Source organism: Tabrizicola sp. (assembly GCF_016793705.1).
In the GTDB taxonomy this organism is placed as follows: domain Bacteria; phylum Pseudomonadota; class Alphaproteobacteria; order Rhodobacterales; family Rhodobacteraceae; genus Tabrizicola.
In genome coordinates, this window is the sequence record NZ_JAEULO010000068.1 from 232,391 (window position 1) to 251,575 (window position 19,185).

Annotated in this window: 15 protein-coding genes and 1 tRNA gene; 12 read left to right on the forward strand and 4 right to left on the reverse strand. The window is 69.3% G+C overall.

Annotated features, from left to right (window positions below; genetic code table 11):
* Positions 1 to 92 precede the first annotated feature (92 nt).
* Together JNJ68_RS18610 and JNJ68_RS18615 are read left to right on the forward strand one after the other, a co-directional pair.
* Entirely contained in the window at positions 93 to 374 is a 282-nt protein-coding gene (locus JNJ68_RS18610) for an I78 family peptidase inhibitor (protein WP_294985017.1), read from the forward strand.
* Entirely contained in the window at positions 367 to 627 is a 261-nt protein-coding gene (locus JNJ68_RS18615; protein WP_294985019.1) for an I78 family peptidase inhibitor, read from the forward strand. Before JNJ68_RS18610 ends, JNJ68_RS18615 begins: the two co-directional genes overlap by 8 nt.
* Positions 628 to 686: 59 nt before the next feature.
* Here the strand turns inward: JNJ68_RS18615 and JNJ68_RS18620 are convergent, their stop codons facing one another.
* A complete protein-coding gene (locus JNJ68_RS18620) occupies positions 687 to 1,130 on the reverse strand; it encodes a cytochrome c (protein WP_294985022.1) in 444 nt (147 codons plus the stop codon).
* 167 nt (positions 1,131 to 1,297) lie between these two features.
* On the opposite strand from JNJ68_RS18620, the gene JNJ68_RS18625 reads away from it, so the two are divergent.
* The 4 genes from JNJ68_RS18625 to JNJ68_RS18640 all read left to right on the forward strand — a co-directional run bounded on the left by JNJ68_RS18625 (position 1,298) and on the right by JNJ68_RS18640 (position 10,069).
* Complete coding sequence (locus JNJ68_RS18625; RefSeq protein ID WP_294985025.1) at positions 1,298 to 2,542, forward strand: RNA polymerase sigma-54 factor; 1,245 nt, start codon at positions 1,298 to 1,300, stop codon at positions 2,540 to 2,542.
* Positions 2,543 to 2,614: 72 nt separating this feature from the next.
* The gene (locus JNJ68_RS18630) at positions 2,615 to 4,615 is read left to right on the forward strand and encodes a hydantoinase/oxoprolinase family protein (protein ID WP_294985027.1); all 2,001 of its coding nucleotides are present in this window, start codon (positions 2,615 to 2,617) and stop codon (positions 4,613 to 4,615) included.
* Between the two features lie 114 nt (positions 4,616 to 4,729).
* Positions 4,730 to 4,806, forward strand: a tRNA-Met gene (locus tag JNJ68_RS18635).
* 301 nt (positions 4,807 to 5,107) lie between these two features.
* Entirely contained in the window at positions 5,108 to 10,069 is a 4,962-nt protein-coding gene (locus JNJ68_RS18640; RefSeq protein ID WP_294985204.1) for a RecQ family ATP-dependent DNA helicase, read from the forward strand.
* A gap of 6 nt (positions 10,070 to 10,075) precedes the next feature.
* Here the strand turns inward: JNJ68_RS18640 and gndA are convergent, their stop codons facing one another.
* Positions 10,076 to 11,473 carry an NADP-dependent phosphogluconate dehydrogenase gene (gndA, locus tag JNJ68_RS18645; RefSeq protein ID WP_294985030.1) on the reverse strand — a complete coding sequence of 466 codons (1,398 nt, stop codon included), beginning with the start codon at positions 11,471 to 11,473 and terminating at the stop codon, positions 10,076 to 10,078.
* 184 nt (positions 11,474 to 11,657) lie between these two features.
* Between gndA and JNJ68_RS18650 the strand changes: the two genes are divergently transcribed.
* Positions 11,658 to 13,100: a cobyric acid synthase gene (locus tag JNJ68_RS18650; protein ID WP_294985032.1), complete on the forward strand. Its 1,443-nt coding sequence runs from the start codon at positions 11,658 to 11,660 to the stop codon at positions 13,098 to 13,100.
* A gap of 188 nt (positions 13,101 to 13,288) precedes the next feature.
* Positions 13,289 to 13,876 carry a hypothetical protein gene (locus JNJ68_RS18655; protein ID WP_294985034.1) on the forward strand — a complete coding sequence of 196 codons (588 nt, stop codon included), beginning with the start codon at positions 13,289 to 13,291 and terminating at the stop codon, positions 13,874 to 13,876.
* Between the two features lie 121 nt (positions 13,877 to 13,997).
* Here the strand turns inward: JNJ68_RS18655 and JNJ68_RS18660 are convergent, their stop codons facing one another.
* Positions 13,998 to 14,900, reverse strand: a complete 903-nt coding sequence (locus tag JNJ68_RS18660; protein ID WP_294985036.1) for a zinc ABC transporter substrate-binding protein — start codon at positions 14,898 to 14,900, stop codon at positions 13,998 to 14,000.
* 71 nt (positions 14,901 to 14,971) lie between these two features.
* On the opposite strand from JNJ68_RS18660, the gene JNJ68_RS18665 reads away from it, so the two are divergent.
* From JNJ68_RS18665 to JNJ68_RS18680, 4 genes are all read left to right on the forward strand, one after another.
* Positions 14,972 to 15,463, forward strand: coding sequence for a Fur family transcriptional regulator (locus tag JNJ68_RS18665; RefSeq protein WP_294985039.1), 492 nt, complete (start codon positions 14,972 to 14,974; stop codon positions 15,461 to 15,463).
* Positions 15,460 to 16,227, forward strand: a complete 768-nt coding sequence (locus tag JNJ68_RS18670) for a metal ABC transporter ATP-binding protein (protein WP_294985042.1) — start codon at positions 15,460 to 15,462, stop codon at positions 16,225 to 16,227. Before JNJ68_RS18665 ends, JNJ68_RS18670 begins: the two co-directional genes overlap by 4 nt.
* Entirely contained in the window at positions 16,220 to 17,002 is a 783-nt protein-coding gene (locus JNJ68_RS18675) for a metal ABC transporter permease (protein ID WP_294985044.1), read from the forward strand. The genes JNJ68_RS18670 and JNJ68_RS18675 overlap by 8 nt, the downstream gene beginning before the upstream one ends.
* Positions 17,003 to 17,109: 107 nt before the next feature.
* The gene (locus JNJ68_RS18680) at positions 17,110 to 18,144 is read left to right on the forward strand and encodes a hypothetical protein (RefSeq protein ID WP_294985047.1); all 1,035 of its coding nucleotides are present in this window, start codon (positions 17,110 to 17,112) and stop codon (positions 18,142 to 18,144) included.
* Here JNJ68_RS18680 and speB read toward each other — a convergent pair.
* Positions 18,141 to 19,115, reverse strand: coding sequence for an agmatinase (gene speB / locus JNJ68_RS18685; RefSeq protein WP_294985050.1), 975 nt, complete (start codon positions 19,113 to 19,115; stop codon positions 18,141 to 18,143). The genes JNJ68_RS18680 and speB overlap by 4 nt on opposite strands.
* Positions 19,116 to 19,185: the final 70 nt, after the last annotated feature.

Genomic DNA, 19,185 nt, shown 5'->3' on the forward strand with positions numbered 1-19,185 from the left:
TTTCCCTCCCTTGAAGAATTTTTCGGAACCTGTGCCAAACTGGGGCGTAAAGCAATGACGGATTCGACTCCGAAGCATGAAGGATGCGACCCATGAAACACGCCTTTCCCCTGCTTGTCTGCACCCCCCTGCTGCTGTCGGCCTGCGTGATGGAGCCGGTGCCGATGCCGCCCCCCGACCCGCTGGCCAGCTGCGGCGCGGACGAACTGCAATACCTGGTCGGTCGCCCCGGCGTGGTGCTGGACGGAATGCGCTTCAGCCAGGACGTGCGGGTGATCCAGCACGGCATGGCGGTGACGATGGACTACAGCGCCCAGCGGCTGAACTTCTGGCTTGACCGCCGCGACGTGATCGAGCGCGTGACCTGTGGCTGATCGCGGGGCGCTGGCCGGGGTCCTGTGTCTGGTGCTGGCCGCCTGCGTGGACCAGCCAGGTCCCGACGCCTGCGGTGCGGCAGGGATGCAGGACCTCCTCGGCCAGGATCGGGGCGTGCTGGCGGCAATGACCCTGCCGACCGGTACCCGCGTGATCACGCCGGGCATGGCCGTGACCGAGGACTACAGCGCCTCACGCCTGAACATCGACCTCGATGCGCAAGGCCGGATCACCGGCATCTGGTGTGGATAAAGCCGCAGGAAAAGCGTCCCGGCCTTTCGGTCGGGACGCTGCATCACCGGGGGTCTGCGTTATTCCTTCATGATGCGATAGGTGGTGTGGCAGTCCTTGCAGGCCCCGCCGAGCGCCCCCATCCCCGCCTTGATCGTATCCACCGAAGCGACGTCCAGCGCGCCCGCGGCATCGTTCGCGGCCTTGGCCTTCTTCAGGAAATCGTCCCAGTTTGCCCAGATCTCCGGCTTGGCTTCCGAGGCCGGGTCCGCCGCGCCCTGGTCCTTGAAGGTGGCCTCGATCTTGCCCGTCGCCTCGACCAGCGCGGCCTTGGCGCCTTCGGCAGCGGCGGCGTCGAAGGCGGTCTTGCCACCTGCCATGTCGCCGATGATGCCGACGTTCTTGCCGATGGTTTCCATCAGCTCCTCGCGCGCGATGGCGTTCGGGTCCGTGCGTTCTTCCTCGGCGAAAGCGGCCCCTGCGGACAGGGTGGCACCGATGATCAAGGCTTTGGCAAACTTCATGTACTGGCTCCCTCGCTGGCTTTACCTTGGCCACTATAGGCGGGGCATTCCGTCACGATAGCCGGACGGTTGTGCTCTCACGCACTTGTCATCTGCGGTGGTGCGGGCTCAGCAGCGCGCAACCCAGGCCCTTGCGGCAGCGCGCTGTCCGTGGAAACCATCCACACATGAAGTCCCGCAACCGCATCTCGGTGCATCAGACGCAGCGCATGGCGCTGACCACCGGGCTTGCGACCTCGATCCGCATCCTGCGCGCCGATGCTGCCGGGCTCAGCCGCTATCTCGAGGAAGCGGCAGTGGAGAATCCGCAGATCATCCTGACCCGGCCGCAGGTGCAGGAATGGCTGCCGCGCTGGAAATCGGCCTTCGGCTCGGACGACCGGCCCGAGCAGGAAGCCGCGGGGCCGAGCCTTGTCTCGCATGTGCTTGGCATGATCGAGGCGCTGCGGCTGGCCCAGGCCGAGGCCCGCATCGCCATGGCACTGGCCGAGGCGCTGGAACCCTCGGGCTGGATCGGCCGCGCCCTGCCGGCGATTGCGGGGCAACTGGGGGTCGGGGTTCCGGCGGTGGAAAGCGTGCTCAGCCGTCTGCAACAGCGGGCCGAGCCGACCGGGCTTTTCGCCCGCAACCTCGCCGAATGCCTGCGGCTGCAAGCCGAAGAGGCGGGGGAACTCGACGCGCCCATGGCGGCACTTCTGTCCCGGCTCGACCTGCTGGCCAAAGGCGAGATCGACCGCATCGCGCGCGAGGCGGGGCTGGATTTGACGGACCTGCGCCAGGCCTTCGGGCGGCTGCGCAGCTATGACCCGAAACCGGGCGCCGGGTTCGAGGTCAATGCCGCCCCGGTGCGCGAGCCCGACCTGATCGCCGAGAAGGGCGCGGCGGGCTGGATCGTCTCGCTGAACCGCTCGGCGCTGCCCTCGGTCTCGGTCGCCGAAGGCCGGGGCAAGGGACGGGCCGAGGCGCGGGCGCTGATCCGGATGATAGAGGGGCGGAACGCAACGCTTCTGTCGGTGGGGCAGGACATACTGACCCGGCAGACCGCTGCCCTCGAACACGGTCTTGGGGCGCTGGTGCCGATGACCATGGCCGAGGTGGCAATGGCGCTGGGCCTGCACGAGGGCACGATCAGCCGGGTCGTCGCGGGCACCGCGGTCGATACCCCGCGCGGCACCTGGTGGCTGCGTGCGCTCTTCACCAAGGCGGCGCGCGACGGGGGCCTGGCGGCAGGCGCGCTGCGCGACCGGCTGGCGAAGCTGGTGGCGGGGGAGGACCCGGAGCATCCGCTTTCCGACGACGCCCTTGCCGCGGCTTTGGCCGAGGGCGGCACCCCCATCGCCCGGCGGACGGTCGCGAAATACCGCACGATGCTGAACCTGCCCCCGGCCCATCGGCGCAGGCGGCGGCACTGATGTCGCTTCCGGGGCTGACAGCGGCGTGAACCTGCCTTAGCTGGCGGAAGGCGAAGCGGGGCAGGGACGAAGATGGCGATCTTTCTGGGTGTCGATACCGGGGGCACCTATACCGATGCGGTGATCCTGGACGAGGCGGCGAATACGGTCCTCGGCAAGGCCAAGGCGCTGACCTCGCGGCACGACCTTGCGGTGGGGATCGGCGAGGCGGTGGATGCGGCCATCGCGGCGGCGGGGGTCGGGGCGGCGGACGTGGCGCTGGTGTCGCTCTCCACCACTTTGGCGACCAACGCGCTGGTCGAGGGCCAGGGCGCCCGCGTGGCGCTGGTCTTCATCGGCTTCGACGATGCCGACCTCGGCCGCAGCGGCCTGACCGAGGCCTTGAAGGGCGACCCGGTGGTGAAGTTGCCAGGCGGGCATACCCATGCCGGGACCGAGGCCGCACCGCTGGACCTCGGGCTGCTGGAACTCATGGTGCGGGAACTGGGCGACGAGGTGTCGGGCTTCGCCGTCGCCTCACAATTCGCGACGCGGAACCCCGCGCACGAGATCGCGGCGCGCGACCTGATCCGCCGGGTGACGGGGCGGCCCGTGACCTGCTCGCATGAGCTGTCCGCCAACCTGAACGGCCCGAAGCGCGCCCTCACCGCCGTGCTGAACGCCCGGCTGATCGGGATGATCGACCGGCTGGTCGCCGCCTGCGAGCGGCATCTGGTGCAGGTGGGCATCGACGCGCCGCTGATGGTGGTGCGCGGCGACGGGGCGCTGATTTCCGCCGCCATGGTGCGCGAACGGCCGATCGAGACGATCCTCAGTGGCCCCGCCGCCAGCATCGTCGGCGCGCGCTGGCTGACCGGGGCCTCCGACGCGCTGGTCAGCGACATCGGCGGGACGACGACCGACGTGGCGCTCCTGCGCGGCGGGCTGCCCGAGATCGACCCGCAGGGCGCGCGGGTGGGCGGCTTCCGCACTATGGTCGAGGCGGTGGCGATGCGCACGACCGGCCTTGGCGGCGACAGCGAGGTGCATCTGGTAACGGAAGGCCTGACGGGCGGGTTGCGGCTTGGCCCCCGTCGGCTGATGCCGGTCTCGCTCCTCGCGATGGAGCATGGCGAGATGGTCCATGCGGCGCTCGACCGCTGGCTCTCGTCCGAGGCGGTGGGCGAGATGGACGGCCGTTTCGTCGTGCCGATGTCGGGCCAGCGCGGCGGGTTGAACGCCCGCGAACTGGCGGTGCTGGAGCGGATCACCAGGCCGATGACCATGGCCGCCGCGCTGACCTCGCGGCTCGAGGTCGCGGCGCTGGAACGGCTGGTCGCGCGGGGGCTGGTGATGCTCTCGGGCGTCACCCCCTCGGACGCGGCGCATGTGCTGGGGCGGCTGGACAGCTGGGACGGCGCGGCAGCGGAAAAGGCCCTGCGCCTGATCGCCAAGAGGCGCACCGGGGCGGGCGAGCGCTTCGCCACCGGGCCGAAGGTCTTCGCGCAAGCGGTGGTGGATCAACTGACGCAGCAGACAGTCGATTGCCTTCTGGAAGCCGCTTTCGGCGAGGATGCGGAGTTCGCGGATGAAGCGCCGGAAACCCTCGCCCGCCACACGCTGACCAGGGCGGGCCTCGCCCGGCACCGGGGCGTTCTGGAGCTGGACGTCAGGCTTGGCGTCCCGGTCATCGGCCTCGGCGCCTCGGCCCCCTCCTACTATGGTGCGGTGGGCGAAAGGCTGCATTGCCAGACGATCCTGCCCGAACATGCCGGTGTGGCGAACGCCATCGGCGCGGTGGCGGGGCAGGTCAGCCAGCGGGCAACCGGCACGGTGTCGTCGCCCGCCGAAGGCCGCTACGTCGCGCATCTGGCCGAAGGGCTGGAAAGCTTCTCCTCCTCGGAAGTCGCTCTCGCCGCGCTGGAAGCCGCGCTGGTCGCCGACGCCTCTTCCCGCGCGCGGGAGGCCGGGGCGGTGGACCTGCGGGTGACGGTCGAGCGCGAGGTGAACGAGGTCGAGATCGAGGGCCGCACCATGTTCATCGAAGCGCGGGTCACGGCCACGGCTTCGGGCAGGCCAAGGGTGGCGCACTAGGGCTGCTCCTCATTCGGCTGTTCCCGACGAGGAGACGAAGTCGAACGAGGAGGCCCAAGCCGAGCCGATTCACCCTTGACCTCTTCCCGCCGCGCCCTTAATCCGCCCGCCAGTGGCTAGGTAGCTCAGCTGGTTAGAGCGCGCGACTCATAATCGCGAGGTCGAGGGTTCGAGTCCCTCCCTCGCCACCACTTCCCGAAGACCCTGACGATCCCGGAGGCCCGTAGCCCCGCCTCGGTGCGGCCGTCCCGCGGCCAAGAAAGCCATTGCAGCGCAGGCCGGGCGCTGATTGATTGCATTAACAATGCCTTGCCCTGACCAGCCCTTGCGACGGGGTCCGGACCCTTGACCAGTCAGACCGACAGCTTCCTGGCGCGCTGCCTGTCCATTGACCTGGAGGTGGACCCGAAGACCGCGCGGCTTTTCGCCTTCGGCGCGCTGCGGGGCGGGGAGACGCTGGCCTACCGCGCCGGACCCTGGGCCGCTCTCGACATGGCACTCGACCGGCTGGAGGCGTTCAGTGCCGGGGCGACACATCTCGTCGGGCACAACATCCTGCGCCATGACCTGCCGCATCTGGCGGCGAACCGGGCGCGGCTGGCCGGGCTGGGCGCAGCGGCCGTCGACACGCTTTGGCTGAACCCGCTCGCCTTCCCGCGCAATCCCTATCACCACCTGGTCAAGCATTATCAGGACGGGCGGCTGGAGGTCGGCCATGTCAACGACCCGGTGGAAGATGCCCGGCTGGCGATGCAGCTTTTGTCCGACCAGATCGCCGCCTTCGCCCGGCTGGGAGAGGAAAGCCCGGACACACTGGCCGCCTGGCACCACTTGACCACCCGCGGGTCCGAGGCGCCGGGCTTCGATGCCCTCTTCCAGGCGCTGCGCGGCCCCGCCCCCGGCGAGGCGGCAGCCCATGCGGCGATCCGGCGGCTCTTGACGGGGCAGGCCTGCAACCACCGGCTCGACCAGACGCTCGAGCGCCTCTCCGATCCGCAGAACGGCTGGCCGATGGCCTATGCGCTGGCCTGGATTTCGGTCGCGGGCGGGGCCTCGGTGATGCCGCCCTGGGTGCGGTTGCAGTTCCCGCAGGCCGCGCGGATCGTCCGCGACCTGCGCGACTCCAACTGCGGCGACCCGGCCTGCGCCTGGTGCCGCGAGGGAAACGATCCGGGCCGCGCGCTGGAGCGCTGGTTCGGCTTTCCCGCCTTCCGGCCAGAGCCCGTGGACCCGGAAACCCGCAGGCCGCTTCAGGAACGCATCGTCGCCGAGGCGATGGCGGGCAAGTCGGTGCTGGGCATCCTGCCCACCGGCACCGGGAAATCGGTCTGCTACCAGATCCCGGCCCTGTCCCGCTTTGACCGGACCGGGGCGCTGACGGTGGTCATCTCGCCCCTTGTCGCGCTGATGGCAGACCAGGTGCAGGGCATGGCACGGGCGGGCATCTCCTGCGCCGTCACGGTGAACGGGATGCTGTCGCTGCCCGAACGCCACGACGCGCTGGAGAAGGTGCGGATGGGCGATGCGGCGATGCTGCTGATCTCGCCCGAACAGCTGCGCTCGCCTTCCGTCCGCTCCGTGCTGCACCAGCGCGAGGTCGGGCTCTGGGTGCTGGACGAGGCGCATTGCATCTCGAAATGGGGCCACGATTTCCGCCCCGACTACCGCTATGTCAGCCGCTTCATCAGGGAATCCTCGGGCGACAGCGTGCCGCCGGTCCTGTGCCTGACCGCCACGGCGAAGCCGGAGGTGGTGCGCGACATCCGCGACCATTTCCAGACGCGTGTGGGCGTCGACCTCATGCTTCTCGATGGTGGCGCGGTGCGGACCAACCTGCATTTCGATGTCCTGCCGACGCAGAAGGCCACCAAGCTCTCCGACATCCTGACGGCAATCGAGGCGCACTTGCCGTCCGAAGGTGGCTCGGGCGCGATTGTCTATTGCGCCACGCGCGCCACGACCGAACGGGTGGCGGGGCATCTCAAGGCGCAGGGGCTGGCGGCGGACCACTTCCATGCGGGCCTTGAGCCCGAGCGCAAGCGCGAGGTGCAGGAGGCCTTCCGCACCGGCCAGCTTCGGGTCATCGCCGCGACCAACGCCTTCGGCATGGGCATCGACAAGCCCGACATCCGGCTGGTGGTGCACGCCGACATTCCGGGCTCGCTGGAGAACTACCTGCAAGAGGCGGGCCGCGCAGGCCGGGACCGGGCACCCGCCCGTTGTGTGCTGCTCTACGACCCCGAGGATGTCGAGCGGCAATTCTCGCTCTCGGCCCGGTCGCGACTGGCCCGGCACGAGATCGGCGCGATCCTCAAGGCGCTTCGGCGGATGGAGAAGCACAAGTCGGGCGAGGTGGTCGCCACCCCGGGCGAGATCGTGCGCGAGGAGAAGGACCAGGCGTTCGAGCGCGACCGGCAGACCGACGACACCCGCGTCAAGACCGCCGTCGCCTGGCTGGAGGAGGCGACGCTCCTCTCGCGTGAGGAGAACCGGGTGATGGTCTTCCCCTCCGCGCTACGCATCCGCACGGTCGAGGACGCGGCGGCAATCCTTGACCGTGCCGATATCACGGGGGCGCGGAAGAAGCAGCTTCTGGATCTTGTCCGCCATGTGATGAACGCGGCCCCAGACGCTGGCGTGTCGACCGACGATCTGATCGGCGCGACCGGGCTTGCGGGCAAGGGCGTGGCCAAGGCCCTGGCCGATCTGGAGGCGCTGGGGATCGCCCGCAACGACACCGCGATCACCGTCTACCTGCACCTCGGCGTCGAGGACGCCTCGACCCGGCGGCTGGAGCAGGCGGCACGGCTGGAGACCGACCTGATCGAACTCATGCAGGAGGCCGCGCCAGATGCGCAGGGCAGCGTGCTGCCACTCCATCTGACCGAAACCTGTCAGGCGCTCCGCGACCGGGGCCATGTCCAGGTGCGGCCCGATCTGGTCGAGACGATCCTGCGCAGCATGGCGCAGGACGGGCGCGACCACGAGGGCAAGAGCGGTAGCCTGACGCTGCGAAAGCTCAGCCGGAACAGTCTGTCGCTGCGGCTGGGGCGGTCGTGGTCGCTGGTCGCGCGCATCGCCGATCTCCGCCGGCAAGGGGCGCAGGTGTTGCTGTCGCACCTGATCGGGCGGGCGGCAAAGGGCGCGCGGGGCAAGGATGTCCAGGTCGACACCATCCTTGGCGCGATGCTGGACGCGCTGAACGGCGATGCCCTTCTGCGGGCTGACGTCAAGGACATGACCCGGCTGATGGACCGCGCGCTTCTCTGGCTGCATGAGCAGCGGATCGTGACGCTGGGCCGCGGGCTGACCGTGTTCCGCCCGGCAATCACCGTGCATCTGAACCCGAAGGGTGGGCTCTTCACGCTGAATCATTTTGCGCCTTTGGAAGAGCATTACACCGAAACGACGATCCAGACGCATGTGATGGCCGCCTATGCCGAAATCGGGCTTGCCGACATCAATCGGGCGCAGAAGCTGGCCGAGGATTACTTCAGGCTCGACCGCGACAGCTTCCTGCGGCAGTGGCTGCCGGGGCGCTCCACCGACCTCCGGCGGCAGACCACCAGCGCCTCATGGCGCGCCATCGTCGAGGCGCTGGACAATCCCGCCCAGGCCGAGATCGTGCGCGACGACCGCGAGCAGACCAACGTGCTGGTGCTGGCGGGGCCGGGGTCGGGCAAGACCCGCGTCCTTGTCCACCGCATCGCCTATCTGGTCCGGGTCCGGCGCGAGGACCCGCGCGGCATCCTGGTTCTGACCTACAACCGTCACGCCGCAGCCGAAGTCCGCGAACGCTTGCGCCGCCTGATCGGCGAGGATGCGGTGCTGGTCACGGTCTTGACCTGCCACGCGCTGGCGATGCGGCTGGTCGGTGCCAGCTTCGCGGGCGACCCGGGTCGCGAGCGCGACTTTGACGGCATCGTCATGCAGGCGGTGGCGCTTCTGCGCGGCGACGGCCTCACCCGGCCCGAGGCCGAGGCCCTTCGCGAGACGCTGATCCAGGGCTACCGATGGCTTCTGGTCGACGAATATCAGGACATCGGCCCCGAGGAATACGCCCTGATCGGCGCGGTGGCGGGCCGGTCGCTGGAGGACCCCGACCTGAAGATCAGCCTCTTCGCGGTGGGCGACGACGACCAGAACATCTACGCCTTCGCCGGGGCCTCGATCGACTTCATCCGCCGCTTCGAGGCGGATCATGCCGCGAAGCCCGTCTGGCTGACCGAGAACTACCGCTCCACCGGCCATATCATCGCTGCCGCGAATGCCGTCATCGCCCCGGCGGCGGGGCGGATGAAGGCGGGGCACGACATCACCGTGAACCGCGCGCGGGCGAAGGACCCGCCGGGGGGCGACTGGTCTGCACTCGACCCGGCGGCGCAGGGCCGCGTCACCCTGCTCGACGCCGGGCCGGGCGCGCGGGCGCAGGCGGTGGCGGCCCTGGACGAGTTGCAGCGCCTGTCGCGTCTCGACCCGGACTGGTCCTGGCGCAGATGCGCCGTGATCGCCCGCGACTGGAAGCGGCTCCTTCCGCTGCGCGCCCATGCCGAGGCGCTCGGCATCCCGGTCGACATGGCGAACGAGAAGATGCCAAGCCTCTGGCGCCTGCGCGAGATGCAGGCCTTCATCCGCGCGCTCCTGGCAGACCGTGCGCGGATGCTGGGTGTCGACGACCTTGTCGCGCTCCTCAACGCCCAGCCGCAGACCCGCTGGACCGACCTGGTCGGCGAGGGGATCGGCGCCCTGGCCCGCGAGCTGGCGGAAAAGACCGCGACCGTCCCCGATCTGGTGCAATGGTTCGGCGAATGGGCCCGCTCGGCGCGGGGCGAGCAGCGCGGGCTGTTGCTTCTGACCGCGCATCGTTCCAAAGGGCTGGAGTTCGACCATGTCGCGATCCTGGACGGCGGCTGGGACCGCCCGTCCCGCAACGAGGATGCCGAGGCCCCGCGCCGCCTGTTCTATGTCGCCATGACGCGGGCAAGGCAGACCCTGACCGTGCTGACCGGCGGCGCCCATGCCCTTGTCCGGCCGGGCGGGTGCGTCCTGCCGCGCCGGGTCCGTCCGGACCTTACCGCCGCGCCCGGCGTGCACCGGCACTACATTCCTGCCGATCCGAAGCTGGTGGACCTGTCCTACGCCGGACGCCTGAAACCCGGCCATCCCGCGCTTGCCGCCATCGCCGCCGCGCGTCCGGGCGATCCGGTGCGTCTTCTGCGGCAGGGCGACCGCTGGCAGATCGAGAACGAGGCGGGAATCGTGCTGGGCCGCATGTCACGCTCTTTCCACCCACCCGATACGGGCGCACTCCTGTGCGGCGAGGTCGCCGCGATCCTCGGCTGGCGCGGGAAGGACGGTCAGGACGACTACGCCCGCCACCTGCATCGCGAGGCTTGGGAGGTGGTTCTGCCCGAGCTTGTCTATACGCTCAGCGCACCCGCCCCGGCAGCGTGAGCGTCCTCAGCCTTTCGCCCAGGGTCCGTGCGGCTGGTCCAGCCCGTCAATCCGCTGGAATCCGTGCAGCCCGAAGAAATCGCGCTGGCCCTGGATCATGTTCGCCGTCCCGCGCGCCGTCCGCATCAGGTCGAACCAGGCCAGCCCCGCCGACAGCGCGGGCAGCCCCAGCCCATGCAGCGCGCCCGCCGCCACCACCCGGCGCAAGGCCGGAAGCGTCCGGCGCAGGTGATCGGCAAAGAAGGGGGCCAGCATCAGGTTGCGACCGGGGTCCTCGGCAAGCGCCTCTGCCATGTCGTTCAGCATCGCCGAGCGGATGATGCAGCCCGCCCGCCAGACCCGCGCCACCCGGGGCATGTCCAAGGCCCAGCCGAACTCGCCCGCCGCCGCCGTCATCATCGCGAAGCCCTGGGCATAGCACAGGATCTTCCCCGCGATCAGCGCCTGTTCCAGATCGTCCAGCGCAACCTCAACCCGCTCCGGCCCCGGCCCGTACAAGGCCTCGCCCGCTGCCCGCTCGCCGCGCCGGGAGGACACGTTCCGCGCCATCACCGCCGCCTCGATCACCGGGATCGGGGTGCCGAGGTTCTGCGCCTCGATCGCCGTCCAGCGCCCGGTGCCCTTCTGCCCCGCCGCATCGACGATCATGTCCAGAAGCGGCCCGCCCTTGACCGGATCCGCCGCCCCTGCCACCGCCGCCGAAATCTCCACCAGGTAGGACCGCAGCACGCCCTCGTTCCAGCGCGCGAAAACCGGGGCGATTTCTGCGGCGCTCATCCCCAGCCCGTCGCGCATCACGCCATAGACTTCGGCGATCATCTGCATGTCGGCATATTCGATGCCGTTGTGGACGGCCTTGACGAAATGGCCCGCGCCGCCTTCGCCCATGTGGTCGGCGCAGGGGGTGCCGTCCTCGGCCCGGGCGGCGATGGCCTGGAACACCTTGCGCATCCGCTGCCAGTGGATGGGCAGGCCGCCCGCCATGATCGCCGGCCCATGCCGCGCCCCTTCCTCGCCCCCCGACACGCCGATGCCCATGAAGCCGAAGGGCAGGCCCGCCGCCGCCCGGCGGTTGGTGTCGTGGAAGTTGGCGTTGCCCGCGTCGATCACCAGATCCTCGGGCTGGAGGAGCGGCGCCAGCGCGGCGAGTTGGTCGTCGACCGGCTGGCCCGCCGGGACCATCAGGATGATCGAGCGCGGGCCTGCCATCGCCGCGACCAGCGCCTGCAGCGTGTCGGTCGGCACGATCCGCGCGGCAAGATCGCCCGCCCCGGCGTGGAAATCGTGCGTCACGCTGGTCGTCCGGTTCCAGACCGCGATCGGAAACCCCTTCTCCGCGATGTTCAGCGCCAGTGCCGCCCCCATGGTGCCAAGGCCGACCAGCCCGACCTGCGGTTTCTGCATCGCGATTCCTCCCATTCCGCCGCCCGGCGGTGTTTGCGCAAACAGACCGCCGGGACATGTCGGGGTCAAGCCCAAAGCCACCCTGGCCGGGGGGCATGGCGCGAACCCGCGGCGTCGCCGCCGGGACCGGCGGGAGTCGCTTCTGGCGCTGGCTGCGACGCCGCCGCGCATGATAAGGGGGCGCATGACCTATCGTTTCATGATCCAGGGCGCAGGCTCGAACGTCGGCAAGTCGCTGCTCGTCGCGGGCCTCTGCCGTCATTTCACGCGGCTCGGAATGACCGTCCGCCCGTTCAAGCCGCAGAACATGTCAAACAACGCCGCGGTGGCGACGGGCGGCGAGATCGGCCGCGCCCAGGCCCTGCAGGCCCGTGCCTGCAAGGCGTCGCCGCATGTCGACATGAACCCCGTCCTTCTGAAGCCCGAATCCGAAACCGGCGCCCAGGTCATCGTGCAGGGCCAACGCCTGACCACGGTGAAGGCCCGCGACTATGCGGTGCTGAAGCCGCAGCTGATGACCCCGGTGCTGGACAGTTTCCGCCGCCTGCAGGCACAAGCCGACCTCGTCATCGTCGAAGGCGCGGGCAGCCCGGCGGAAGTGAACCTGCGAGCGGGGGACATCGCCAACATGGGCTTCGCGCGCGCCGCCGATGTGCCGGTGATCCTGACCGGAGACATCGACCGCGGCGGCGTCATCGCGCAACTGGTCGGTACGCAGGCCGTTCTCGACCCCGAAGATGCCGCGCTGATCCGGGGCTTCCTGGTCAACAAGTTCCGCGGCGACCCCCGGCTTTTCGACGAGGGCTACCGCCTGATCGAAAGCCGTACCGGCTGGCAGGCCCTCGGCGTCATCCCCTGGTTCCCCCAGGCCCACCGCCTCCCCGCCGAAGACGCGGCCGATCTCGGGGGCACGCGCGGCAGCGGCAGCTTCCTCATCGCCGTCCCCCACCTGAACCGTATCGCCAATTTCGACGACCTCGATCCGCTGGCGCAGGAGCCCGGCGTCACTCTGAAGATCGTCAAGCCCGGCCAGCCCCTGCCGGTCGAGGCCGACCTGATCATTCTGCCGGGAAGCAAGGCCACCATCGCCGACCTCGCCCATTTCCGGGCGCAGGGCTGGGACATCGACCTCGCCGCCGCCCTGAGACGCGGCGCAAAAGTCCTCGGCCTCTGCGGCGGCTACCAGATGCTCGGGAAGGAAATCGCCGACCCCGACGGCATCGAGGGCAAGCCCGGCTCCGTCCCCGGCCTCGGCCTTCTCGACCTCACCACCACGATGACCCCCGACAAGCGCGTCACGGAAACCGAAGCGATCCATCCCGCCTCCGGCACCCGCGTCACCGGCTACGAAATCCACCTCGGTCGCACGGACGGCCCCGACCGCGCCCGCCCGATGTTCACCGTGAACGGCCAGCCCGAAGGCGCGATCCGCGCCGATGGCCGCGTCATGGGCAGCTACCTGCACGGCATGTTCAGCGAAGACAGATTCCGGCGCGCCTTCCTCGCCAGCCTCGGCGCCACGCCGGGCAATGCCAGCTACGACGCCACGGTCGAGGAAACCCTCGACGCCCTCGCTGACCACCTGGCGGCGCATGTCGACTGCGAAGCCCTGTCGAAGCTGGCGTAGGTCGGGGTTCACCCCGACTCTCCCGCCGCATCCCTGCATCCTTCCGCCCCTGTGACAACTCAGCCGCAGCCAAAAGAATTCACAGTTTCGCATGCTTTTCGGCCACAATCAGGGCGGGTAAACTTCCCGCATCTTCAGTGTGCAGGTTCGGGCCGTTCGCCCGCCGCCGCAAAAAAAAGGATCAGGAAATGAAACTCGCCATCCTCGCCGCCGCTTCAGCGCTTCTCCTCGGCCAGAGCGCCGCCGCCCAGGATGGGTTCTACTACGGTATCGGCCTTGGCCTCACCCGGACCAGCACGGTCTCTCCGGTCGTTCCCGGCTATGAAGCGGATGCGACCGACGTTTCGCTCGCCCTGACGGCGGGCTACCGCTTCGCCGGCACGGCTGCGCTGAGCTACGGGATCGAGGGCAACCTCGACGTGCTCGGCGGCGCGACGATGAGCGATGGCGCCGACGCCTGCACCGGCAGTTCGCCCTCCTGGTGCAGCGTCGACACCGTCCTGCGCCTGCGCGGCACGCTGACGAACCAGCTGGCGAACGGCGGAGAGCTGACCTGGTCGCTGGGCGCGGTCATGGTCAAGGGCATCAGCGAGAATGGCCCCGGCAACAATCTCGATACCACCGGGCGCGGACTGTCCGTCGGTCTGGGCTGGCAACCGGGGGGCGGCATGCCGGTGCGGGTCGATGTGAACTACGATGCGATCCGCGACGACAACCAGCCCGCCTATGAGCGTGATCTCGACCTGTTCGGCCTGCGCGTCTCGTATATGTTCTGATCCGGCCAGCACGGGCGGGGTGGGCAGTCCTGCCCCCTTCCGCCCGTGGTTTACCGATCCTGAACACCCACGCGCAATTCCTTGAAATCATTGAAGGCCGCCAGTCCGTCCAGCGTGGACATCACCCGCCCGCGCAGTCCGCGATCGTTTCCGCCAGACCGCGCAGCAGCGCCGCATAGGCCCCCGGCCCGGCCTCGAGCGAGGACCCCACCGGATCCAGTGCGGCGCCGATCCTGACCCCGGTCCCCTCGGCCAGCTGGTCCATCAAGGCCGGGTCATGCTGCACCTCCGGGAAGAGGCAGACCACGCCCCCCGCCTCGATCTGCTGCCGCAACCCGGCCAACCGCGCGGCACCGGGCGACGAGGCATCCCCCAGCGCGATGCTGCCGACGAAATCCAGCCCGTAATGGTCGCCGAAATAGCCGAAGGCATCGTGGAAGCTGACGATGGGCTTGCCCTGCACCGGCGCCAGGATCGCCGCCACCTCTGCGTCCAGCGCCGCGACCTGCGCCGCCGCCGCCTCTGCATTGGCCTGATAGGTGCCCGCATGCTCCGGGTCCAGCCGCGCCAGTTCCGCCGCGATCAGCCCAAGCCAGACCTGCGCATTGCCGGGGTCGAGCCAGGCATGGGGGTCCTCGGAGCCATGGTCGTGGCCCGCTTCGTCGTGGTCGTGATCGTCCTCTCCCTCGCCCTCGGCATAGCTGCGGCGCAGGGTTCCCTCGGCATCCAGCAGCGCCAGCGAGGCCGCGCCTTCGGGCCGGGTTTCCAGTGCACCCTCCAGCCAGGGCGTCAGCTCCGGCCCGATCCAGACCACCAGACCGGCCCCGGCCACCGCCCCGGCCTGGCTGGGACGCAGCTGGAAGTCATGCTCGTCCGCCCCCTTGGCCAGCAAAAGCTCCGGCTGCCCCAGATCGCCCATCACCTGCGCGACCAGAGCGTGCACCGGGGGGATGTCGGTCACGACCGAAGGCACCTCGGCGAGGGCGGGGGTGGCGGTCATGAGGAGAGTAATGATATAACGCATCAGTCTGGCCTTTCCTTTGCGCCGATCTATGTATGTAATATCATAACACGTCAACCCCCGTGATACCGCCCATGCCCGATTCCACCTCCCCCGACCTCGCCTTCGCCGCCCATGACCACACCCATTGCGCCCATGATGCGCTGGAACGGGCCGAGGCGCTGACGAAGGCCAGCGGCGCAAGGATGACCCCGGTCCGCCGCCGGGTTCTGGAAATCCTGCTGGAAGAACACAAGGCGCTCGGCGCCTATGACGTGCTGGCCCGGCTGGCGGTGGAGGGCTTCGGCAACCAGCCCCCCGTCGCCTATCGCGCGCTGGAATTCCTGGTGGAGCAAGGCCTTGCCCACCGCATCCAGCGGCTGAATGCCTTCACCGCCTGCACCCATCCCGGTCAGGACCACGCCCCCGCCTTCCTGATCTGCCGCCTCTGCCACATGGTCGCCGAGGCCGAAGCCTCCGCCGCCCGCACGGCACTCGACGCCGAGGCCGCCCGCGCCGGTTTCCAGGTCGAACGCTCGACCATCGAGGCGCTCGGCCTCTGCCCGAACTGCCGGGAGGCCGCATGAGCCTGATCACCGCCGACCACATCTGCGTCCGCTTCGGGGCGGAGGAAGTGCTTCACGACATCAGCCTGACCGTCCGGCCCGGCGAGATCGTCACCATCCTCGGCCCCAACGGGTCCGGCAAGTCCACGCTGCTGAGGGCGCTCCTGGGCATCGTTCCGGCCGCCGAGGGGCGGATCACCCGCCAGCCCGGCCTGCGCATCGGCTATGTCCCGCAGCGGCTGACGATCGACCGCACCATGCCGATCACCGTGCGCCGGTTCCTGTCGCTCCCCTCCCGCGTCAGCGATGCCCAGGCCGGGGAGGCGCTGGCGCGTGTCGGCATGGCGGGGCAGGGGCATGAGCAGATGACCACGCTGTCCGGCGGCCAGTTGCAGCGGGTGCTGCTGGCCCGCGCGCTATTGGGTCGCCCGCAGCTCCTGATGCTGGACGAGCCGACCTCCGGCCTCGACCAGCCCGGCGAGGCGGCCTTCTACCGGCTGATCGAGGAGGTGAGGGCGGAAACCGGCGCCGCCGTTCTGATGATCAGCCACGACCTGCATGTGGTGATGGCCGCCAGCGACCGGGTGATCTGCCTCAACGGCCATATCTGCTGCGAGGGCACGCCCCGCGTGGTCTCGACCGCGCCGGAATACCGCGCGCTCTTCGGTCTCGGGACGCAGGGCGCGCTGGCGCTCTACCGCCACGAACACGACCACGCGCATGAGGACGGGCCGCACCACCATCACCACGGGCACGACCACAGCCATGATCATCCCCATGCTTGACGATTTCCTTGTGCGCGCCGGGCTTGCCGCCGTCGGCCTCTCGCTCGCCACCGGCCCGCTCGGGTCTTTCGTCGTCTGGCGGCGGATGGCCTATTTCGGCGATGCCACCGCCCATGCCGCCGTCCTGGGCGTGGCGCTGGCGCTGGCGACCGACCTGCCCATCGGCCTTGGCACGCTGACCGTTGCCCTTGCCATGGCCGTCACCGTCGCGGGCCTCTCGGCGCGGGGCTGGGCGATGGACACCACGCTCGGCGTCCTGGCCCATTCCGCGCTGGCCTTCGGCCTGGTTGCGGTCAGCTTCTTCCCGACCGTGCGCACCGACCTCTCCGCCTATCTTTTCGGCGACATCCTCGCCGTCAGCCGGGGCGACCTTGCGCTGGTCTGGCTCGGCGCGCTGGCTGTCCTCGCCCTTCTGGCCTGGCGCTGGCAGGCGCTTCTCACCGCCACCGTCAGCGAGGACCTCGCCCATGCCGCCGACATCCGCCCCGACCGCGAGCGGCTTGTCCTCGTCATCGCCCTCGCGCTGGTCGTCGCCGTGGCGCTGAAGATCGTCGGCGCGCTTCTCATCGCCGCCATGCTGATCATCCCCGCCGCCACCGCCCGCAGCTTCGCCCGCACACCCGAGGCGATGGCCGCCCTCGCCATCGCGATCGGCGCCGCCTCCGGGATCGGCGGCCTCGCCCTCTCGCTCTGGCAGGACACGCCCACCGGCCCCTCGATCATCGTGGTGGCCGCCGGACTCTTCGCACTGGCTTCGCTTCGGCAACAAAGTTAGGCGGATACCCGCATCCTGCCCGAAGCTTGCCAAAATTGCCCGCTATCACCACTGCCAGACCCGCCTAGGCCGCCGTTCCCAGGGCCAAAGTTACCAAGGACTGACCCGTGTTCCGACTGATCGGTTTTCTCGTGATCTTCGCCCTCAGTGCCGGGGGGTTCATGTTCGTCGACTACAAGATGTCCGCCCGATGGTCCGGGCGCGAGGATGCCGGGGGGCTGACCTTCGGCGAATATCTCCAAGGGCTTTCCGGGCGCATCTCGGGAATGGGCGGTGGTGGCGCACACGGGATGCCGAAGAAGCTTGCCGACATGCTGCCGAATCCGCCCGAAGGCTGGAAGGCCCGCCCGGTCGAAGCCGGCGACATCGACGGCTTCCTGCCGAAAAGCAGCAAGAACGCCGACAAGAAGGGCGTCGCGGCAGTGAAGGCGATGGCCGAGGGCGCCGCCGGTTCGGGCGTCGAGGTCGCGGCCCTGACCTTCCAGAAGGGCGACCGCAAGGTGATCGTCAAGGCGATCCGCTATCCCAACATCATCTTCACCAGCTTCGCCGCGATGCAGCAGCGGCTGGAGCTTCGGATGAAAACCGCCGAGTTCCGCGGCACCGAATTCGCCACCGTGCGCGGTCTAGACGTGACCGAGGACCTGTTGCCCGACGGATTTCGGGGCCGCTACTTCCTCGCCGATGTGGGCGCACAGATCCATCTTCGCATCCTCGCGCCGAAACGGATGACGGACGAAGAGTTGGTGCCCTTCCTCGAAACGCTTCACGTCAAGGCGATGAACGCAAGCGTCGTCGACAAGGTCGAGGGGCTGGGCGAGGTGCCGGTGATCGTTCTCGCCTCGGCGCTGGACGGGGTGGAACGCGATGCCTATCTCGCCGATGTCGCCGCGCGCTCGGCCTCCGAGGCCACAAGGGCCGAGACCGAACGCGCCGAGGCCGAGGCAGCCCAGGCAGAGGAGGTGCCAACCGAAGAGGGCAGCGGCGGCGGATTCCTGAGCGGCCTCTTCGGCGGCGACGACGACGCGGGACCGGCAGAGGAAGCCAAGGCCCCGGCGAATGCCGCCAAGCCCGGCTGCAAGACCGGCAAGGACGGCGTCAAGCGCTGCACCGTCGAAAGCGCGGTTCCGGCGGAAAACTAGAAGGTCAGCCCCGAAAACCGCGACGGGTTCTGCGGCACGCCCGGCAGGACGCACAGCATCTCGTACAGGAAATTCGCCCCGATCAGCGCGGTGTTGCCCGAAGGGTCATGGGGCGGTGACACCTCGACCAGATCGCAGCCGACAAGGTTCAGCCCGGCGCAGCCCCGGATGATCTCCAGCCCCTGCCAGGTGGTCAGCCCGCCCGGCTCCACCGTCCCGGTGCCGGGGGCGAAGGCCGAATCCAGGCTGTCGATGTCATAGGACAGATAGACCGGTGCATCGCCGATCTTCTCCCGCACGATCTTCATCAGGGGGGTCAGCGACTTGTGCCAGCACTCCTCGGCCTGCACCACTGTCCAGCCCTGCCTGCGGCCCCAGTCGAAATCATCCGCCGCATAGCCGGTGGCGCGGAGCCCGATCTGGAACACCTTGTCGTTGATCAGGCAGCCATCCTCCCAGGCCCGGCGGAAGGGGCAGCCGTGCGCGACCTTTTCGCCGAACATGGTGTCGTTGATGTCGGCATGGGCGTCGATGTGGATCAGCGCGACCGGCCCGTGCCGCTCCTTGATCGCCCGCAGGATCGGCCAGGTCAGCGTATGGTCGCCGCCCAGCGTCAGCGGGATCACCCCATGCGACAGCACCTCGCGGTAGTGCGCGGTGATGATGTCGACCGTCTTCTTCAGATCAAAAGTGTTGATCGCCACATCGCCCAGATCGGCCACCTGCAGGTGGTCGAAGGGCGCAGCCCCGGTGGCCATGTTGTACGGCCGGATCATCCGGGATTCATCCCTGATCTGCCGCGGGCCAAGCCGGGTGCCGGGACGGTTCGAGGTGCCGTGGTCCATCGGAATGCCGATGAAACCCGCATCCAGCCCATTGGCAGAGGTCGCCGCAGGCAACCGCATCATCGTCGCCGGTCCACCGAAGCGCGGCATGTCGTTGCCCCCGAGGGGTTGGTTGAAGCCGCTCATCTCATCCGCCTTCCGTACTGGTCCGGGCCAAGCTTGCGCAGATTTCGCGCGGCGGCAAGCCGGGTCGCCT